The sequence below is a fragment of the Paenibacillus terrisolis genome (assembly GCF_056171975.1).
Genome location: NZ_JBKFGG010000016.1, coordinates 174,779 through 192,821, shown reverse-complemented (window position 1 = coordinate 192,821; position 18,043 = coordinate 174,779). Strand labels below are relative to the sequence as shown.

Annotated in this window: 11 protein-coding genes; 10 read left to right on the top strand and 1 reads right to left on the bottom strand. The window is 53.1% G+C overall.

The genetic code is table 11. The features are described from left to right. The first annotated feature begins 375 nt into the window (after nucleotides 1–375). The 6 genes from ACI48K_RS15405 (at nucleotide 376) to ACI48K_RS15380 (ending at nucleotide 9,133) form a co-directional block, all read left to right on the top strand. Nucleotides 376–2,166 carry a sensor histidine kinase gene (locus tag ACI48K_RS15405; protein ID WP_475028493.1) on the top strand — a complete coding sequence of 597 codons (1,791 nt, stop codon included), beginning with the start codon at nucleotides 376–378 and terminating at the stop codon, nucleotides 2,164–2,166. Next, entirely contained in the window at nucleotides 2,159–3,763 is a 1,605-nt protein-coding gene (locus ACI48K_RS15400) for a helix-turn-helix domain-containing protein (RefSeq protein ID WP_475028492.1), read from the top strand. The genes ACI48K_RS15405 and ACI48K_RS15400 overlap by 8 nt, the downstream gene beginning before the upstream one ends. A 124-nt stretch (nucleotides 3,764–3,887) precedes the next feature. After that, complete coding sequence (locus ACI48K_RS15395) at nucleotides 3,888–5,228, top strand: ABC transporter substrate-binding protein (RefSeq protein WP_475028491.1); 1,341 nt, start codon at nucleotides 3,888–3,890, stop codon at nucleotides 5,226–5,228. Between the two features lie 65 nt (nucleotides 5,229–5,293). Then, the gene (locus ACI48K_RS15390; protein WP_475028490.1) at nucleotides 5,294–6,172 is read left to right on the top strand and encodes a carbohydrate ABC transporter permease; all 879 of its coding nucleotides are present in this window, start codon (nucleotides 5,294–5,296) and stop codon (nucleotides 6,170–6,172) included. Beyond that, nucleotides 6,172–6,990: a carbohydrate ABC transporter permease gene (locus ACI48K_RS15385; protein ID WP_475028489.1), complete on the top strand. Its 819-nt coding sequence runs from the start codon at nucleotides 6,172–6,174 to the stop codon at nucleotides 6,988–6,990. Before ACI48K_RS15390 ends, ACI48K_RS15385 begins: the two co-directional genes overlap by 1 nt. A gap of 22 nt (nucleotides 6,991–7,012) precedes the next feature. Then, on the top strand, nucleotides 7,013–9,133 hold the full coding sequence (locus ACI48K_RS15380) for an alpha-galactosidase (RefSeq protein ID WP_475028488.1): 2,121 nt from the start codon (nucleotides 7,013–7,015) through the stop codon (nucleotides 9,131–9,133). Between the two features lie 494 nt (nucleotides 9,134–9,627). Here the strand turns inward: ACI48K_RS15380 and ACI48K_RS15375 are convergent, their stop codons facing one another. Then, nucleotides 9,628–12,081: a glycosyl hydrolase family 95 catalytic domain-containing protein gene (locus ACI48K_RS15375; RefSeq protein WP_475028487.1), complete on the bottom strand. Its 2,454-nt coding sequence runs from the start codon at nucleotides 12,079–12,081 to the stop codon at nucleotides 9,628–9,630. 268 nt (nucleotides 12,082–12,349) lie between these two features. Here ACI48K_RS15375 and ACI48K_RS15370 point away from each other — a divergent pair, with 268 nt between their 5' ends. The 4 genes from ACI48K_RS15370 to ACI48K_RS15355 all read left to right on the top strand — a co-directional run bounded on the left by ACI48K_RS15370 (nucleotide 12,350) and on the right by ACI48K_RS15355 (nucleotide 17,978). Continuing rightward, nucleotides 12,350–13,492, top strand: coding sequence for an SGNH/GDSL hydrolase family protein (locus ACI48K_RS15370; protein WP_475028486.1), 1,143 nt, complete (start codon nucleotides 12,350–12,352; stop codon nucleotides 13,490–13,492). Nucleotides 13,493–13,533: 41 nt separating this feature from the next. Next, the gene (locus tag ACI48K_RS15365; protein ID WP_475028485.1) at nucleotides 13,534–15,822 is read left to right on the top strand and encodes a helix-turn-helix domain-containing protein; all 2,289 of its coding nucleotides are present in this window, start codon (nucleotides 13,534–13,536) and stop codon (nucleotides 15,820–15,822) included. A gap of 413 nt (nucleotides 15,823–16,235) precedes the next feature. Further along, on the top strand, nucleotides 16,236–17,045 hold the full coding sequence (locus ACI48K_RS15360; RefSeq protein ID WP_475028534.1) for an ABC transporter permease: 810 nt from the start codon (nucleotides 16,236–16,238) through the stop codon (nucleotides 17,043–17,045). A 24-nt stretch (nucleotides 17,046–17,069) separates the two neighbouring features. Next, nucleotides 17,070–17,978 (top strand): carbohydrate ABC transporter permease, encoded by a 909-nt coding sequence (locus tag ACI48K_RS15355; protein WP_475028484.1) that lies wholly within the window; start codon nucleotides 17,070–17,072, stop codon nucleotides 17,976–17,978. Nucleotides 17,979–18,043: the final 65 nt, after the last annotated feature.

Below are 18,043 nucleotides of genomic sequence, written 5' to 3'. Positions count from 1 at the left end.
TGCGGTAATGTTGTAAAAAGTGCAACATTTTTGACCATTTCGGAGGGCTGCCGCTCGTTTTGTTGTAAAAAGTGCAACATAATGCAGCAAATCGCCTCAAAAACAGCCGTTAAGGCCAAATTTGTTGCACAAAATGCAACATTTCAGCTAGTATCGCTTGGCCCAGCCCAGAATGTTGTACAAAATGCAACATTTCAGCCATACCGCACGACCGTGTTCAATTTGATACAACGCTACTTAGTCCAATGACCAGTCAACGCGGCTGGAATGATACATTTGGCGCACTAAACTTATTAGTGTATAAACCAGTTCGAGCAGCATCCGGGGCTTGGCCTAACACAGTTAAACATACAAACAGCAAGGGGGCGCTCGCATTTGATCAAATGGTTGTTTATGAACCGGAGCATTCGAACCAAATTCGTCTGGGTCACGGTCCTGATTTCCTTGCTCCCCCTGCTGATTTTGTCCTATTTGTTTTATCAGTCGAGCACCCGTTCTCTGGAGCAAACGATGGTTCGCAGCTCCGACCAGAACGCCGAATATTTGTCCGACTACTTGGACCAGTATTTTCGCAGCTTTTCCACTTCGGCGCTGCAGGTATACGGGTTTAAGCGGGTGATGGATCTGATGGAATACGGAACGAACTATAACGACGAAAATATCATCAATGTAAGGGAAACACTGGCCAGCTATTATCGGCTCGCCGTTAGCAACAACGCGGACATTATCAAAATCATGGTGTACGGCAGCAACAACTCGCTTCAGGACACCTGGACGAGAGCCGACAGCTACGATGCCATCCGTTTGGACGAAAATGTACCGCATTACAAGGAAATATTGGATCTGCCGTTTCAGCATTCCCTGATGTTCGTTTATAAGGACCCCGTGCTGCGGCAGGACCTTTTTATGTACGCGATGACGATTTACGACCCGTTTTACAAGAAGAAGTACGGGACGCTGATTTTTTATGTGAAGGGCAAGGATTTCGTTAAAAAGGTCGAGACTTACAACCGCCAGCCGAATGTAATCGTATTGCAGAACGGCAGGGGCGAAGTGTTTTACCGGACGAACGCCAGCTATGCGGAGGAAATCGCTCCGTTTCATTCCCCGGCTTCGCTCGACGACAGCAATGAGCATAATCTTCATTTTTCCGATAAGCAAAACCTGCTGATTAGCGATTCCTCGCTGGATCATTCCAATATTGGCCTAAGTGTCGTTTATCCCGGCACGGAGCTGGCCCATAACCGAAGCACGACGCTGCGGATCACGATTATGGCGTTCGTTCTGGTCATGCTGGTCATCGCCGCGTTTTCCATGCTGGCTCAGCAGTCCATCACCAAACCGATCAAATCGCTCGGCAAGGCGATGAGGGCAGTTCGGAAGGGCAATTTCAACGTCACTTTGAAGCCGTACCGCTGGCATGACGATTTGTCCGAGCTGACGTCTAATTTTAATTTTATGACGGCAACGATTCAGGAGCTTATTGAGAAAGAATACAAAATGCAGCTGCGGAATAAGGAAGCGCAGTTTCTTGCCCTCCAGATGCAGATCAACCCGCATTTTTTATATAACACGCTGCAAACGATCGGCGGAAAGGCCATTTTGATCGGCGACTATGAAATTCACGAAATGTGCCGCGCGCTTGGGGACATGTTCCGCTACAGCTTTTACGAGGGGAATATGCCGTCGACCATCGGCCATGAGCTGGCGCATTTGAACAATTATTTGTACATTCAGCAGCTTCGTTTTGAAGATTTGCTGCAGACGGAGTTTGAGGTGGATTCGGAGCTGATGGACAGTCCGATCATCCGGTTCGTTTTGCAGCCGATTCTCGAGAATATCATCGTGCATGCCTTGCGCAAAGACGAAAGCCGCGCGCTCAGCATTGGAGTATCGGCCGCCCGGGAGGGCGAAGACATTATAATCAAGATCCGGGACAATGGACCGGGGATGGAGCCGGAGAGACTGGCCGCGCTGCAGCAGGCGCTTGAGCATCCGTCCTCGGAGGTATTTTCCGGCGTATCGATCGGACTTAGGAACGTGCATGAACGGCTTAGATTGTTTTACGGGCCGCCATATGGCCTCAAGCTGGACAGTACAGCCGGAGAAGGGACTACGGTAAGCATCACCATTCCATATGAGCATCGGGGGGCCGGCAATGTATAAAGTGATGGTTGTGGACGACGAGTCGTTAGGGCGTAAATCGATCAGCCGGATGATCAACGAGCTTGCCCTGGACGTGGAAGTGATCGCAGAGGCACGGCACGGGGAAGAGGCGCTGGAGCTGATTGAGATCGGCAAGCCGCATATCGTGGTGACGGATATGGACATGCCTGTGATGAACGGGCAGAAATTTCTGGAGATTCTTCACGCCAAACACAAGGACATCCGGGTCATCGTGATCAGCGGGTATTCCGAATTCGAATACTTAAGGGCGGCGATTCAATACCAGGCGTGTGAATACTTGCTGAAGCCGGTCTCCATTTCGGAGCTACGCCTCTCCGTGACCAAAGCGCTGGAAGCGATTCGCAGCGAAATGAGCCAGAGGCAGCAGCAAATGGAGACGCGGGAGATTTGGAAGCTGAAACGGGCCGTGTTTCTGCAAAACGTGACCAGCCAGCGCATCGCCAACCGGTCGGATATGGAGCTGCGTGCGGAAGAGCTGCAAATGGCGGAAATGCTGAAAAGCTACCGGCTGGTCGTCATGGCTTTCCGGCAGTTTCTTGAAACGGCCCGCAACGGTTTTCACGGGAACGCGGATCTGCTCATGTTCAGCATCGAGAACATTCTGCACGAGATTTTGCAGGATGAACAGGCCCTCGTCTATCGCTCCGACGGGCGCATGAGATTATGCCTGATTTTACCCGAGGAGAAGCTCGGCAAAGACGGTTCCTTTGCATGGCTGAACGCTTTTCACGATGCGGTGGGAAAAATGCTGCGTCTTGACGTTATCGCCGGGATCGGCCCCGCTTGCGGCCAACTGGCGGAGCTTCCCGAAGCGTATCGCGCCTGCAATCAGGCCATCGGCCGGGAAAGGCTGAACGGAGCCGGACTGACGGTCGCCCGGGCGGGAGAGCCTTGCGGGAAGCCGGGGCCGGAAATGTTATCTTCCTTCGACCTGCAGGCAATCCGCCAGGCGTTTGCCTCTGGAAATTTGAAGGATAGCGCAAGACTGCTGGAGGATTACACGCGCAAGATAGAGGACAACGCGGCGATGACGATCTCCCAGGTTCATCATGAACTGGGCAAAATCATGGATCTCGCAATGTCCGAGCTGCAAGGGATCGGCTCCGACAGCCCGCCCGTGTTTACTCCCCAGGCAGTCGCCGGGGTCATGGACATCCGGGAGGCCCGGCAGCTCTTGAAGCAATGGCTGGAAGCAATCGAAACGTTTGGTCCTCGCCGGAAAGAATCGGAGCCCACCCATTTGATCGGCCAAGTCGCCGTTTTTCTGGACGGTCATTATTTTGAGGATGTGGGCCTTATCGACACGGCCACTCGATTCCACATGGACCCCAGTTATTTGAGCAAGCTGTTCAAATCGGTGACCGGGGAAAATTTCATCGAATACGTTACGCGTAAACGGGTGGAAAAGGCCTGCGAGCTGCTCAGCCGTTCGGAGCGGAAAATCAGCGAGATTTCGGAGCTCGTGGGTTATGAAAACCAGCGGTATTTCAGCCAGGTTTTCCGGAAAAACACGGGTCTCACGCCTTCGGAATACCGAGATCGGCATCTCACCGAAAATCGGAACACAAAAAATTGAACATGAGCTCGCCAATTTATTTTATTCCGGGTTTTCCCTGGGATCGGTACGATATAGACAGGACGGGAGAGCGCTTACAGCCTCGCGTCCGCGGTCTGAAGAAAAGACGAAGGGGGAAACAAAATTGAAGAAAAAATGGATGTCTCTTAGCCTTTGCATCCTGATGTTGAGCATGCTGCTCGCGGCTTGCGGAGGGAACAACAATGCGGCATCGTCCGCTAACGGCGGCACCCAAAACCAAGGAACGACCAATAGCTCCAGCGGCTCGGACGGTTCCTCGGATAAACCGGTGACGATCAAATTCATGCATTTCAAAAGTGACTTTACCGATCAAATCAATCAAATCGTCGAGCAGTTCGAAAAAGAGAACCCCAATATCAAGGTTGAGGTTCAACCGGTCAAATACGACGATTATTACACGCTGCTCAAGACCAAGCTGGCCGGCGGCGACATCATTGACGTGTTTACGCTGAATGCCGGATTTAATACGCAGCTGTTTGCCGACGGCGGTTATCTGATGGACCTGACCGGACAGCCGTTTTTGAACAATTTTGACGAAAACGTGGTGAAAGGCCAAGCGACGGACGGTAAGAACTACATTATGCCGCTGAACGCCAACCCGATCGCCGTGTTCTACAATAAACAAATCTTCAAGGATCTCGGCATTGAGATTCCAAAAACCTATGACGCCATGATCGCCGCCGCCGAGAAGATCAAAGCTGCCGGCAAAACACCGTTTGCTTTGGGCTGGAAGGACGGATGGACGCTGACGATGTGGGATACCCGCGACTTGCCGAGCAACACGGCGCTCGTAGAGAACCAACCGGACTTCTTCGACAAGATCGAAACCGGAGAAGCGAAATTTGCCGACAACCCGGCGATCAAGACCACAATGGAACATGCGCTGAAGCTTTTTGAACTCGGCAACAAGGACCAACTCGGCGTCGATTACAACGGCGCGGTAGACCTCTTCGCCAAAGGCGACGTAGGCATGATGTACATGGGCACCTGGCCGCTGCCGGACATCGAGAAGAAAAACCCGGATCTGTACAACAACAACCTGGGCTACTTCCCGTATCCGTTCAGCAACGACGAAAGCCTGAACAAACTCGATTTCAACGCGGACGCTTCGCTGGCGATCGGCAGCAAGACCAAAAATAAGGAAGCCGCCCTCAAATTCCTGGAGTTCATGTCCAGTAAAGAAGGCGGGGACCTGTGGGTCAACAATATCAAATCGCTCAGCTACGTGAAGGGCACTTCGACCGACATCGCTCCGGCCCTCAAAGATTTGCAGCCGTATTTTGACAATGCTCAAACTTACGACTCCCAGCTCTTCCTGGCCAAAACCACGATTGACTGGCGCGCTCAGTTCGACCAAAACCTGCAAAGATTGTTCTTCAAGAAAACGACGATGGATCAGATCATAGCCGATTTGGACGATTGGGTCAGCAAAAATCATAAATAGAGCTTCATGGACAGAAGGCATGGGCAGGGCCTGTGCCTTCCGTTCATCAAGGAGAGGATAAGCCTATGGGAAACTGGAAAAGAGCCGTACGAAACGAAATGTGGTATGTCCTGTTTATTTTGCCGGGAACGTTATTGTTCATTATGGCGGTCGTGATACCGCTGATCATGGGAGCAAGGTACTCCTTCACGAACTGGGATGGAGTTTCGAATTCGTTTGCTTCCGTTGGATTTGATAATTACGTGCAGGTTTTTCATGACTCCGACTTTTGGGGAGCTTTATGGCACACGTTTAAATATGCGATTATTCTGACGATTCTCGTCAATCTGCTGTCGCTGCTGCTGGCTTTGGTGCTGGATTCCTTTTTGCCGCTGCGCAACATGTTCCGGACGATCTTTTTCCTGCCGAGCGTCATTTCCATCGTGCTGGCCGGTTTTGTCTGGAGCTACAACTACAGCACGGGGATCCCGAATCTGCTCAGCCATTTCGGCATATCGGCATCCAGCCCGCTCGGCAATCCAGATCAGGCCTTGTTCGGGCTGATTCTGATCGCGCTTTGGCAAGGGGTTGGTTCGCCGATGATCATTTATATCGCGGGGCTTCAGGGGATTCCGGGCGAGCTAAGCGAAAGCGCCAAAATCGACGGAGCGGGGACCTGGAAAAACTTCCTGCACATCACGCTGCCGCTGCTGGCGCCTTCGGTTACGATCAACCTGCTGCTGGTGCTGACGGGCTCGCTGAAAGTGTTCGATCTCGTTTTTGTTACCACGGGCGGAGGTCCCGGTTTCGCCACGGACGTGATGTCGACTTACATTTACCGGACTTCGTTCTCTTCCTTCAAAGGCGGGTACGGGATGGCGCTTTCGATGATGTTCTTCCTCATTCTCGTCATCGTCACGGTCGTCCAAATGTCGATCTCCAGAAGACGGGAGGTTGAAATGTAATGAAGACGAACAAAACGCTTGCTTTTGTCATTTTTCTTGTTCTGGCGCTGGTGTTTCTGTTTCCGTTATATGTCGCATTATTGATGTCGCTCAAAACGTCCAAGCAGACCTTCGACAGTTTCTACGCTTTGCCGCCGGGCCTGAATTTCGCCAATTACACGCATGCCTGGGAGACCTCGAAGTTTCCGCTTGCCATTACGAACAGCTTGATCATCACGACATTATCCGTGGTGCTTATCGTGTTGGTGTCCGCCTTGGCGGGGTATTCCATCGCACGCAGAAACAAGCCGTTTTATAATATTTTGTTTTTGATCTTCCTCTCGGGCATGATGATTCCGTTCCAGGTCACGATGCTTCCGCTGTACAAACTCGGAAAAACGCTCCACATGCTGGATACGCATTGGGGAATTATTTTGATCTATGGCGGTTTCGGCATTCAGACGGGGATTCTGTTCTTTACGGCGTTTATCCGCCAAATCTCCAGGGAGATCGAAGAAGCCGCCAAAATCGACGGCTGCTCCACGCCGGGAATTTTCGCCCGGATCATTATTCCGTTATTGAAACCGGTGACGGCCACGGTAGTCGTGCTGAACGCGCTTTACATTTGGAACGACTTCCTGCTGCCTCTTTTATATTTGCAGGACAATCAATACCGAACCATCCCGCTGCAGCAGTATTTTTTCTTCGGACAGTACAGCAGCGATCTCAATCTGGCGTTTGCGTATGCCGTGATGGGGATGATCCCGGTCATTGTGTTCTTCCTGTTCATGCAAAAATTCATCATCAAGGGGATCGCAGCCGGCGCCGTCAAAGGTTAATGGAAAATGGGAGGGACTATCGTTGTCAATTTCATGCTTGGAATCCTTGAATTTGTTTGAAATCCGTACGGCCCGGACGTCTTATGTGTTTGGCGTCAACGAGAAAGGAACCATTCAGCATTTGCACTGGGGCGAACCGATTGAGGCCTCGGAATGCGCCGAACTGCTGGAACTTCGCCATCACAGTTCTTTTGACGCCGATCTGAACCGCGATGCGGAGGAGTATGGAGGATGGGGCGGCAGTCATTATGCCGAGCCTTGCCTGAAAGTAAGATTCGGGAACGGCGTGCGCGATTTGAAGCTGCAATACGCCGGCTTCGAGCTTCCGGCTGAAGACCGCTTGGTGATTCGGCTGAAGGATGCCTTTTACCGGCTTCGGGTGGAGATCTGCTACCGGGTTATTGAAAAGCACGACCTGATCGAACGGTATGTGAAGGTCCACAATGAAGAAGACGTTCCGGTCCGTATCGATCAAGTCATGGCGGCAGCCTGGTCCGTTCCGGCGCTGCCGGATTACCGGCTGACGCATGTGACGGGACGCTGGGCGGGCGAATTCCAACTGCGGACGCAGCCGCTGTCGGAGGGCAAAAAGGTGCTGGAATCCCGTCAAGGATTCACGGGACCGCATGCCAATCCGTGGTTTGCCGTCGATAACGGCAAGGCGGACGAAACCTCGGGCAAGGTGTGGTTCGGCGCACTGGGCTGGAGCGGTAACTGGAAAATCGTGCTCGAAAAATCAAGCTTTGGCCACGTCCGCGTCGGCGGCGGGATCAACGATTTCGACAGCGCCTTTACGCTGGCGCCAGGGGAGAGCTATGCGTCGCCGGTCTTTACGGGCGGCTATGCTTCCGGCGGATTTGGGGCGATGAGCCGAAACCTGCATGAATATGAGCGAGAATATGTCCTTCCCGGCACGCGGGAAAGAAAAGTGCTGTATAATTCTTGGGAAGCCACCGAGTTTGCGGTTACGGTCCAGGGGCAATTGGAACTGGCCAGACAGGCGGCCCGAATGGGCGTCGAGCGGTTCGTGGTCGACGATGGCTGGTTTGGCGCGCGGAACAGCGACCGGGCCGGTCTAGGCGATTGGCAGGTGAACCCGCAGAAATTCCCGAATGGGCTGCAGGAGCTGATCGACGAGGTTAAGCGCCTGGGCATGGACTTCGGGATCTGGGTGGAGCCGGAGTCGGTTAATCCGGACAGCGATTTGTACCGTCAGCATCCGGACTGGGTGTATCAGTTCCCGACGCGCGAAGGCACGCAGCTTCGCAATCAATTGATGCTCAATTTGGGCAAACCCGAGGTCAAGGAGTTCGTACTTGAATTTATGTCGGACTTGCTCGGCTCGTACGATATTTCCTTTATCAAATGGGATATGAACCGCACGATTACTGAACCCGGAGCGGTACCTTTGCGGGAGCATGCCGACAAATCGGTATGGGTGAAGCATGTGGATCACCTCTACGAAATCTGGGACGAATTGCGCCGGAGATTTCCGCGGGTTGAATTCGAAACGTGCGCAGGCGGAGGATCGAGAATCGACCTCGGTATTTTGCGGTACGCAGATCAGGCCTGGATCAGCGACAACACAGATGCCCGCGACCGGTTGACGATTCAGGAGGGCTTTTCATATGCCTACAGCCCATCCGTGATGATGTGTTGGGTCACGGAATCGCCGCATGGCATGAACGGCAGACGGCTGCCGCTTTCGTTCCGCTTCCACAGCGCCATGATGGGTGGCCTCGGCATCGGAGCGAACATTGGAAACTGGTCCGCTGAAGAAGTGGCCGAAGCCGGGCGCTACGTGGAGCAGTACAAGCAGTTTCGCCATGTGATCGCCGGCGGCAGCTTATACCGGCTTGCGTCCTTCGAAGACGGGGACATCTCCGCCAGCCAGTATATCGGCCGCGACCGCAAGGATATTGTCGTGTTCGCGTTCCGGCAGGCGCAGTATTTCGGCTATGGGGCGATACGGATCGCGCTGCAGGGCTTGGACTCTGACGCGCGTTACGAAGTCGTGTCGGAGCTTGATCAGGACGGTCCTGCTCCGGTATGGCACGGCTCGACGCTGATGAATGTCGGCCTGCCGGTGACACTCCGCGGGGATTACGCCAGCCAGCTTGTTCAATTGCGGCGTTTGGATTAATGACATGTGCGGAGGCCGCTGATTCAAACGGTCTCTAGCCCTAGCCACGCATAGCCGAACCGCCCGCTTCATTCGATGAAATCCGGGCAGCAACTAACTGTAAGAAGTACATCTAAATATCCGGCGGAACCTCTGCCTAAAGAAATAGCTGCATTTTCTGCACTTAATTCGGGTTATTGGGCCTTTTTCGGCTTAACAATGCAAAATTAAATGTACTTTATGCAGCTATTTTTTCTTATTGGGCGAATTTCCGGAAGGGCCGGGTGAGTATTTTCGTCGCGGGTAAGAACCGGGACACGAATAGGGGATATTGCAGCGACTGGCTGTTACGATTTAATCTTCGGGCGGCCGGCGCCATGCTGCGAACGAATGGAAGACCCGATGGATAAGCCAAAACGGCGAGTAAAGAAAAGACGGTAATAAGCAAAAAAGGTCGAGTAAGGAACCCCACGTTTTCCTTCCTCGACCTTTTCCATATTGTTTGTGTATCCCGATCAGCTTTGCTTCACAATGCGTATCGTCTCGCCGGCGGTCGTTGCCATTCGGCAGACGGCATCGACTCCGCCCGTCCCGTCGAAGCCGGGGAAATGTTCCCTGGCGCCGCCGGGCCGAACAGCCATAGCGCCTTCCTTCCAAGGTGCCAGGAGGGATAAAGGGGCGCCCGCTTCGCTCAGGACTTCGATCCATGCCACTTCTCCACGCTCGAAGGCGGCGCTGACCAGAAACCCGCCAACCGCGCGGAGCGTGCGGAATTCCGCTTTTTTATCCGCGGGCCAGTTCGGGAACAACCGCAGCGTCCCGTTGTAGCTCTGCAGCAGGCATTCGTTAATGACGGCCGGCAGCGCGAAGTTCTCGAACCAGACGCCCATTTCGGCCATAAAATCGAAGTCCAAGGTGTCGGAATAACGCCCGCCGGTCATCAGCACCCGGTCGGTGCAAGTCCCGTTTGGCAGCAGGCAGTATTCGATCTGCCGCTTGAACCGTTCGAGATCAAGGAGGCCCAGCCGGGCTCCGGCCAAATGATAGAAGACCAGCTCATTCCCGCCTTCGTTGCGGTGGTTGAGATAGGAATTCGCCGCGATTTCGTATTCGCGGGCCGAAGAGTGAAGACCGTGTTCTTCTCCCGGAAACACGGTCGTGATCGGAATCGGCACGTTGTACACCGTTTCGGGATCTTCCCCGGCCACCGAAACGAAGACGGTGCCCCTCTTCGATTCCGCAGTAGGGTAGTCCGGGAATCTGTCCAAAATGTCCCGCACTTCCCGCAGCAGCTCCGCTTCTTGAACCTCTTGATCCAGAATGCCGCAGGCCTCTATGAAGGCGCGGAAGACGAATTTGCTCAGCGTCAAGTCGATGAGGCAGTCGCTGTTTCTTGCAAAGCCCGGTGCAATCTCATAGAGCTCCGGAACGACAGTGGGAAAGATATGGTATTTGTCATCCCCCCAACGTTCGCCTTGAGCTTCCGGCCGCTTCATATAGTCGGCCATAAACAGCACCGCTTCTTTCATCGGCAGGAAAGCGCGTTCCCGGAGGAAGCTTACGTCCATTGAATACAGGTAATGCCACCACAGGCTTTGGACGGTCCACGGCGTTTCGCAGACCTCCCAGCCCCAATGCGGGACCGGATAAGGCATCATCGTCATTTCCACCGGATAAGCGGAATGAGGAAAATACGCGCCGCGAAGGCCATAATATTCCCTGGCCCATTTGCGGCTGACCGGAAGCACATGATCGACCATGTCCGCATAAGGCAGATGCTTGTTGAGATGATTGCTGGAGAACGCCGCCCAAAAAGGCTGCTGCGTATTGTAATTCATGTGATAATCGCCATGCCAGGCCGAACCGATGCCGCGGTAGCTCCAATTGGCGAACAGGCCCGGGCAGGTAACGCCTTCTTTGACGGAGCAGTTTAAAAAATACAGGTTCCTATACCAAACCCGTTCCAGGAACTCGTCTTCCAAAGCCACGGCGGAGCGGCTCCAGTAATCTTCCCAGCAATCCGCGGTCCGTGTCCGGGCATGCTCATAGCCTGACAATTCGGGAGGGCAACTCATTCCGGCGGTTCCGGCTTCCGGCGACGCTTCGACCCACGCTCTTGAGCCTTCCCACAGCTCGGCGCAGGCGGCGAAGGCCTGTCTTTGCTCTTCGACCGGCACGGCCGCATCTTCACCGCTCCCCGGCCACCCTATTCCGGCGGTTCGAACGGCCAGCCGGAATGCCTTATCCTGGGGATGCCCGATATAAGGAGCGGAAGGCGCCTCGGCAAAGGGCAGGATCTGCGTGAAGGCTTGAACGTCCGTTCCCTCCTGCCCGTTCGCTTGAACAACGGCGGCGGGGAATTCCGCGGGCGTATCCGGGTCGGGAATCAGCTTGACTTCCCGGAACAGCGGGATCCCTTCCCCGGTTTCCGCGTCGGCCGCACGCATCCAGAGCCGGTCCGCTTCGGCGTCTACGAAAAGCTCCAGCACCGCGGGTCTGCCGCGGAACAGGAAATCGACCGTACAGCGTCCGTCCGCGATGTGCAGCGTATGACCCAGCACCTCGGCTTCGCGCCGGTCGAACCGGAGCAGCAGCGAGCCGCAAGGCATCGGCCGCGGGTAGGACTTGCGGTAGTTTTCGCCGGCCATATCGCAATATTTCCGGTACCAGGGATCTTCCGTTAACGAAGAGAGGTCCTCGGGAAGCGAAGCAAACTTGTCGTACACCTCTTGAAACGTTCCGATTTCATCGACGTGCTCCTCGGCAATCCGGATGTCCCATACGTTGTTGTGTCCGAAATGAAGCAAAACCGCATCGGGGCGGGACGTTGCGACAACACCCATTCCGCCGTTGCCCAGCAGAGCCCCTTCAAAAAAGCCGCTTGCCGGACCGTTAAACCGAAGATTATGCCGCTTTGCTCGTTCAAATGCATATATTCGTCCGTTTTGATATGACCTGATATCTTGCACTGTTTCTCCTCCTCGAGGTAGGCTTCTTCTACAACAATTCAAATTTATCCGAACGGCCGGCGGATGTATTTAGCGAGGTGTCCAAAAGTTGCACGATCGTCGGATCAATTTCCCGGAAGGGAGGGGACGTCCGGTTTTTAAAAGGAAGAATCGTACGCTGAAAAGCCGAATTGTACCTTTACGAATTGCCAATAAAAGCGTTACCATTACGATGCCTTATGTATGCGGCCTGGACTCAGCAGTACAACATTCAAGAGGGGGTTAAATAATGGAGAAGTACAGTGTGTCCAATGCACGTTATGTCAATCCGCGCAAGGGTTTGCCGGAGATAGCCGGCAAGCTGCAACGGCGTGAGCCGATTATCGTCGCTTTTTTGGGAGGGTCTATCACGGAAGGCTACGGAGCGTCGAAGCCGGACGAAACCAGTTATCGCGCGCTGACGGGAGAGTATATAAAGAGAAGTTTCTCCCCGGCCGCGGTAACCTGCATCAATGCGGGGGTAGGAGGCACCGACTCGACCTTCGGAGCACATCGCCTGAAAGAACACGTATTGTCTCACGGAAAAATCGATTTGCTGTTTGTTGAATTCAGTGTGAACGACGGAACGGACCGGGAAGAATCCATTCGCGGCATGGAGGGAATCGTTAGGCAATTTCGGCGGCTTAATCCAAGCGGAGATATTTGCTTCCTTTATACGGCTGCGGACAAAAACCTGACCGAAGGCATACCGTTTAACATTGCCGTTCACGAAGAGGTGGCCGCCCACTATGATATTCCTTCCGTAAACTTTGCGGCGGGAGTATACGAGCTGATTTCTTCCGGGCAAATCGAATGGGAGGAGCTTGCTCCCGATCGAGTTCATCCGAATGATGCGGGATATGCGAAATACGCCGGTTATTTATGCGATTATTTGGAGCAGGTTTTTGCTGCGCCCGGAGAGTCTGCGGATTCTCAAGAAAGCCTTCCAAACTCGAAACTGCCGTCGCCTATAGAACCGGGGAATTATGAGTACGGCGCCCTGCTTGACCTCTCAGCCGCGGATCAAGTGCAAGCTTTTGTCCGCAAAGGACTGCAATCGGAGCCAATCATGAATTGGCGCTTTCATACGGAGCATATTTACGCTGACGCTTCGGGCGCTTCTGCAACCTTTTCCGTTTACGGGAAAAGCGCAGGTGTTCTGATGTTTTGCGGCCCGGACACGGGAATCTTCGAATATTCGGTCAACGGAGCTCCTTTCGTGCAGGTGAACCTGTTCGATGAGTGGTGTCTCCAGGCATACCGGCCTGTCATCGCGACGTTTCTGCCCCAGTCGGAACCTCAAAGTATGCAAATTACGATCCGCAATACCGGAATGAAGGATGAGCGAAGCACGGGTACCGCCCAACGCATCATGAAGTTTTTGGCTAATTAAGCGGTAGAGATCGTTTGCAAGTGGGAGGAGAGAGCATGATTATGAAGGAGATAACTTTCTCGCCGCTGTTCCGGAAGTTTGTCATATCCTATTTGATCGTTTTGCTGCTGCCGAATATCGCCGGCTATTTCTCGTACCGCGCTTCGGTCGACGTCGCGGAGACCAGTTCCATCGAGAATAGCCGGATCATGCTCAATCAAAGTAAGGAGATCCTGGAAACCCGGTTAACCGAGGTCGGGAGCTTCACGAAACAACTGATGATCAATCAGGACCTGGGGCAGTTGATTACGGAGCAGCCGCAGTGGGAGCAGACGAATGTGTACGGGCTGTGGAAAATGTCCAAGGAACTGGCCAACTACAGCCGAACAAACGACTTTTTGCAAAATTTCTATGTTTACTTCAATAATTACAACGTTATTCTGACGCCGGATTCTCTATACTTTCGCCCGGAGCACTTCTATGAGCTGAACCGCTACGCCAACATGTCTTTCGAGGAGTGGAAGGAGAAAATCCTGAATCAGTCGTACCAGAATGAAATCCTTCCTATGCAGCCTTTTATCCGAAACAAAGAAAACCACTCCGTCATTACGTTCATCCAATCGCTGCCGGTCAGCAGCTTAGGTAAACCTCTGGCCAATGTCGTCGTCGTAGTCGACGAACAGAAAATCGGCAGCTTGCTCGACAGCGTGTCCGATCAGTTCGGCGGCTGGGCGCTCATAACCGACCATAACGGAAACACGATTGCATCCAGCGGCATCAAGCCCGGCGCGGTCTCAAAACTGTCCCACATCCCTTCCGGGGAAGAAGGAGACCAGCAGTTCTTCGAAAACGGGACGATGCTGATCTCGATCAAATCCCCGACCTCCGGCTTTTTGTATACGGCGGGCATTCCTGAAAAAGTCATCCGGGTGCAAGCCAACAAAATCGAACATGTGACGTGGACGGTTACGGCCGCCGCCGCGATCATCGGCCTTTTAATCATCATGACGTTGTCCTACCGGAACAGCGCGCCGATCGCCAGATTGCTGCGTGTATTCAAAGAACAGGTTACGGCCGGTCCAAACGGAGCCAAAAACGAATACGACTTCCTGGCCGGGAGCATCACCAGGCTGATTACGAACAACCAGCAGTTGGAGTCCGAACTGAGCAGGCAATTGCCGTTCCTGCAGGACGCGTTCATCAAAAGATTGCTGATCGGCGAATTCCTTTCCATTCAGGAAATCGACGCGGTTTCTTCGCAAATCGGACTTAAGCTGGATGCCGGATGCGGATATGTCGGCCTGATCAGAATCAACGGATACGGCGGTTTGGACAATGAGGAAATTATCCATGAACTAAGCTTGGCGCGGCTGATGCTGAAACCGCTGCTGCTGCAAACCGAACCTGAACTTTTGATCACGGACTGGGATTCCGATAAAATCGCGATTCTTTACCCGGCCGGCAACGGTTTCGAGGATGAAGACAAGCGGTTATTCGAGCAGAAAATTTCCCTGCTATTTGAAAGCGCATTCAACGAATACAGGATTACCGCGAGCATGGCCATGGGCAATTGTTATAAAACCTTGCTGGATATCGGCCGGTCGTTTGACGAGGCGCAGCAGGCGATGGAATACGCCCAGTACACGGCGGAGCGGCAAATTACCTGGTACCGCGATATCGTCAAGGAAACGGCCATGTATTATTATCCGATCGAAACGGAACAGCGGCTGCTTAATACGCTGAAAGCCGGGGAATTCGAGGAAGGTCTCCGGATTGTGGACCAGATCATCGCCCGGAACTTCGGCGACCGCGAGCTCTCCATTGAAATGAGACAGCAGCTCATCGTCGAGATGAAGGGAACGCTGTTCAAGCTGCTCGATCAAAAATCGCTCTACGACGAAGAAGTCGCCGAGGTGCTTAAGAACCAGATCGCCAAGGTACAGCCTACGGACCGGGTGGATTCGTTCCGGATGAGCCTGAAAGCGATCATGTACGAAATAAGCCAGGGCATCACTCAGCGGAAAAACGATTTCCACGGGGAGACCGTACAGTTGATCAAACAGCTGATCGAAAAAGAGTACGGGGACGCCAACCTTTCGCTGTGCCAAATTGCCGATTCCCTCAAACGTCCGGAGAAATTTATCTCCCATATCTTTAAGGAACAGACCGGGGAGAATTTATCCGATTATTTGGAGCTGATCCGCATTCAAAAAGCTTCCGAGCTGCTGAGAGAAAGCCAACTGACGATCGATGAGATCGCCTCGCGGGTAGGGTACAACAGCGGCCACTCCTTCCGCCGCGCTTTTAAGCGCGTCAAAGGAATTTCTCCAAGCGTGTACCGTCAAAATTAAGCGGAAGAGGAGTCTTCCGCAGGGCTCTTTGCAATCCCTTATAGGCGTACCGCTGCCGCTGCCAAGCATGCCGCGAGAACTGTACGCCGGAGTAAGAAGCGTACGCTCGCCGAAACGGCCAAACGTACGCTTTTTTCCCCAATTGTACCTTTACGGTCCTGCCGATAAAGCGCTACCATCGGGTCGTAAGCGCTCACAAATTTTCGAGCCGTACAATTTGGACGGAGCGGTATCAACAGGGGGGGATTCATCTGGCAACCACGGAGTTGGCAACAAAACAAACAAGACGGAAGAAAGAAAGCACGTCTCCGGGACTCAAAGGGAAGGCGGCAAAAAGCTTAAGAAGACACTGGCAGCTTTATCTGCTGGTCATACCGCCGGTTTTGTATTTTATCATTTTCAAGTATATCCCGATGGGCAACGCAGTCCTGGCCTTCAAGGAATACAACGTCATTAAAGGAATCTGGGGCAGCCCATGGGCCGGGACCAAATACTTCGAGCTGTTCTTTCATAATCCGGCTTTCCTGAGCCTGCTAAAGAACACACTGTTCATCTCATTGTATTTGCTGGCGGTCAGCTTTCCGATTCCGATTATTCTGGCCTTAATGCTCAATGAGGTGAAAGGCCAGGGCTTTAAACGTATGGTTCAACTCGTGACTTATGCGCCGTACTTCATTTCCAACGTGATCGTTGTATCCATCATCATGCTGTTTTTTGCGCCGCGTCTCGGTATCGTCAATACCATAATGGGCGGACTTGGCATGGATCCGATCAATTTCCTCGGCAGCCCGGGAATGTTCCGGTCGATCTATGTGTGGTCGGACGTTTGGCAAACCGCCGGTTACTCCGCGGTTATTTATCTGGCCGCTCTGGCCGGGGTCGACCCGTCCCTTTACGAAGCCGCCAAGGTCGATGGGGCTAACCGAATTCAAAAGATCATCAACGTCGATCTTCCGGGGATCATGCCGGCTGCCGTCATTATCCTGATCTTGAGCGTCGGCAATGTGATGGCAATCGGCTTCGAAAAAATCTATCTGATGCAGAATCCGCTGAATTTAAGCACATCCGAAATTATTTCCACTTACGTGTACAAAATCGGGTTGCTCAATGCCAACTACAGCTTTGCGACCGCGGTCGGCCTGTTTAATTCCGTAATCAACTTAATTCTGTTGGTTGTGGTCAATTTCGTTGCCAAGCGGATCTCAAACAACAGCCTATGGTAGGGGATTACAGAAAGGAGACAGGTTATGGCTATGGTTATGGCAGGACGCAAAAATACCGTTCGTGAATCGTTTGGGGACCGGATATTTTTGGGGATCGTTTATGTGCTTTTGTTCGCGGCGCTGCTGGTCGTGCTTTACCCGTTGATTTATATTGTGAGTTCGTCGTTCAGCAGTCCGGCCGCCGTGTCGTCGGGACGTGTTTGGCTATGGCCGGTGGATGTGTCTTTGAAAGGCTACAAGGCGGTCTTCCAAAATTCCCAGGTACTCAGCGGGTACGGAAACTCATTGTTTTACACCGCGGTCGGCACGCTGATCAGCGTATCGCTGACGATTATGATCGCCTATCCTTTATCGCGCAAAACGTTTTTCGGCCGCGGGGCGCTTATGGTATTCATCGTTTTCACTATGCTGTTCGCCGGGGGCCTGATCCCGAGCTATATGGTGGTCAAATCGCTCGGATTGATCGATACGCGCTGGGCACTGCTCATTCCGAACGCGATTTGGGTCTGGCAGGTCATCATCGCCCGGACATTTTTCAGCACCTCGATTCCCGACGAACTGGCCGAGGCCAGTGAAATCGATGGCTGCAGCGACATCAGATTCGTTCTGAGCATCGTCATTCCGCTATCCAAGCCGATTATCGCGGTGCTGGCGCTGATGTATGCCGTAGGACAATGGAACGCTTATTTTGACGCTTTGATTTATTTGAAATCGCAGGGGCTTTATCCGCTGCAGCTAGTATTGCGGAGCATCCTGATTCTGAACTCTAACGGCGGCAACATGGACGCGGGCTTGATGGTCGAGAAGCAGCAGCAGCTCGAACTGGTCAAGTATGCGCTCATCGTGGTTGCCAGCTTACCGGTGCTGATTATTTATCCGTTCGTACAGCGCTATTTTGTTCAAGGCATGCTGATCGGTTCTGTGAAAGGGTAACGCAGCGGCGGTTTTGAATCACCTCTTAAAGGGGGGATGCCCAGAGAAGATAAATGCAGGGAAGC

Bases quoted from the DNA above. Each gene is read 5' to 3' on its own strand.
- ACI48K_RS15400 (WP_475028492.1), top strand. From the start codon at position 2,159: ATGTATAAAGTGATGGTTGTGGACGACGAGTCGTTAGGGCGTAAATCG.
- ACI48K_RS15390 (WP_475028490.1), top strand. From the start codon at position 5,294: ATGGGAAACTGGAAAAGAGCCGTACGAAACGAAATGTGGTATGTCCTG.
- ACI48K_RS15385 (WP_475028489.1), top strand. From the start codon at position 6,172: ATGAAGACGAACAAAACGCTTGCTTTTGTCATTTTTCTTGTTCTGGCG.
- ACI48K_RS15370 (WP_475028486.1), top strand. From the start codon at position 12,350: ATGGAGAAGTACAGTGTGTCCAATGCACGTTATGTCAATCCGCGCAAG.
- ACI48K_RS15365 (WP_475028485.1), top strand. From the start codon at position 13,534: ATGAAGGAGATAACTTTCTCGCCGCTGTTCCGGAAGTTTGTCATATCC.
- ACI48K_RS15360 (WP_475028534.1), top strand. From the start codon at position 16,236: ATGGGCAACGCAGTCCTGGCCTTCAAGGAATACAACGTCATTAAAGGA.
- ACI48K_RS15355 (WP_475028484.1), top strand. From the start codon at position 17,070: ATGGCTATGGTTATGGCAGGACGCAAAAATACCGTTCGTGAATCGTTT.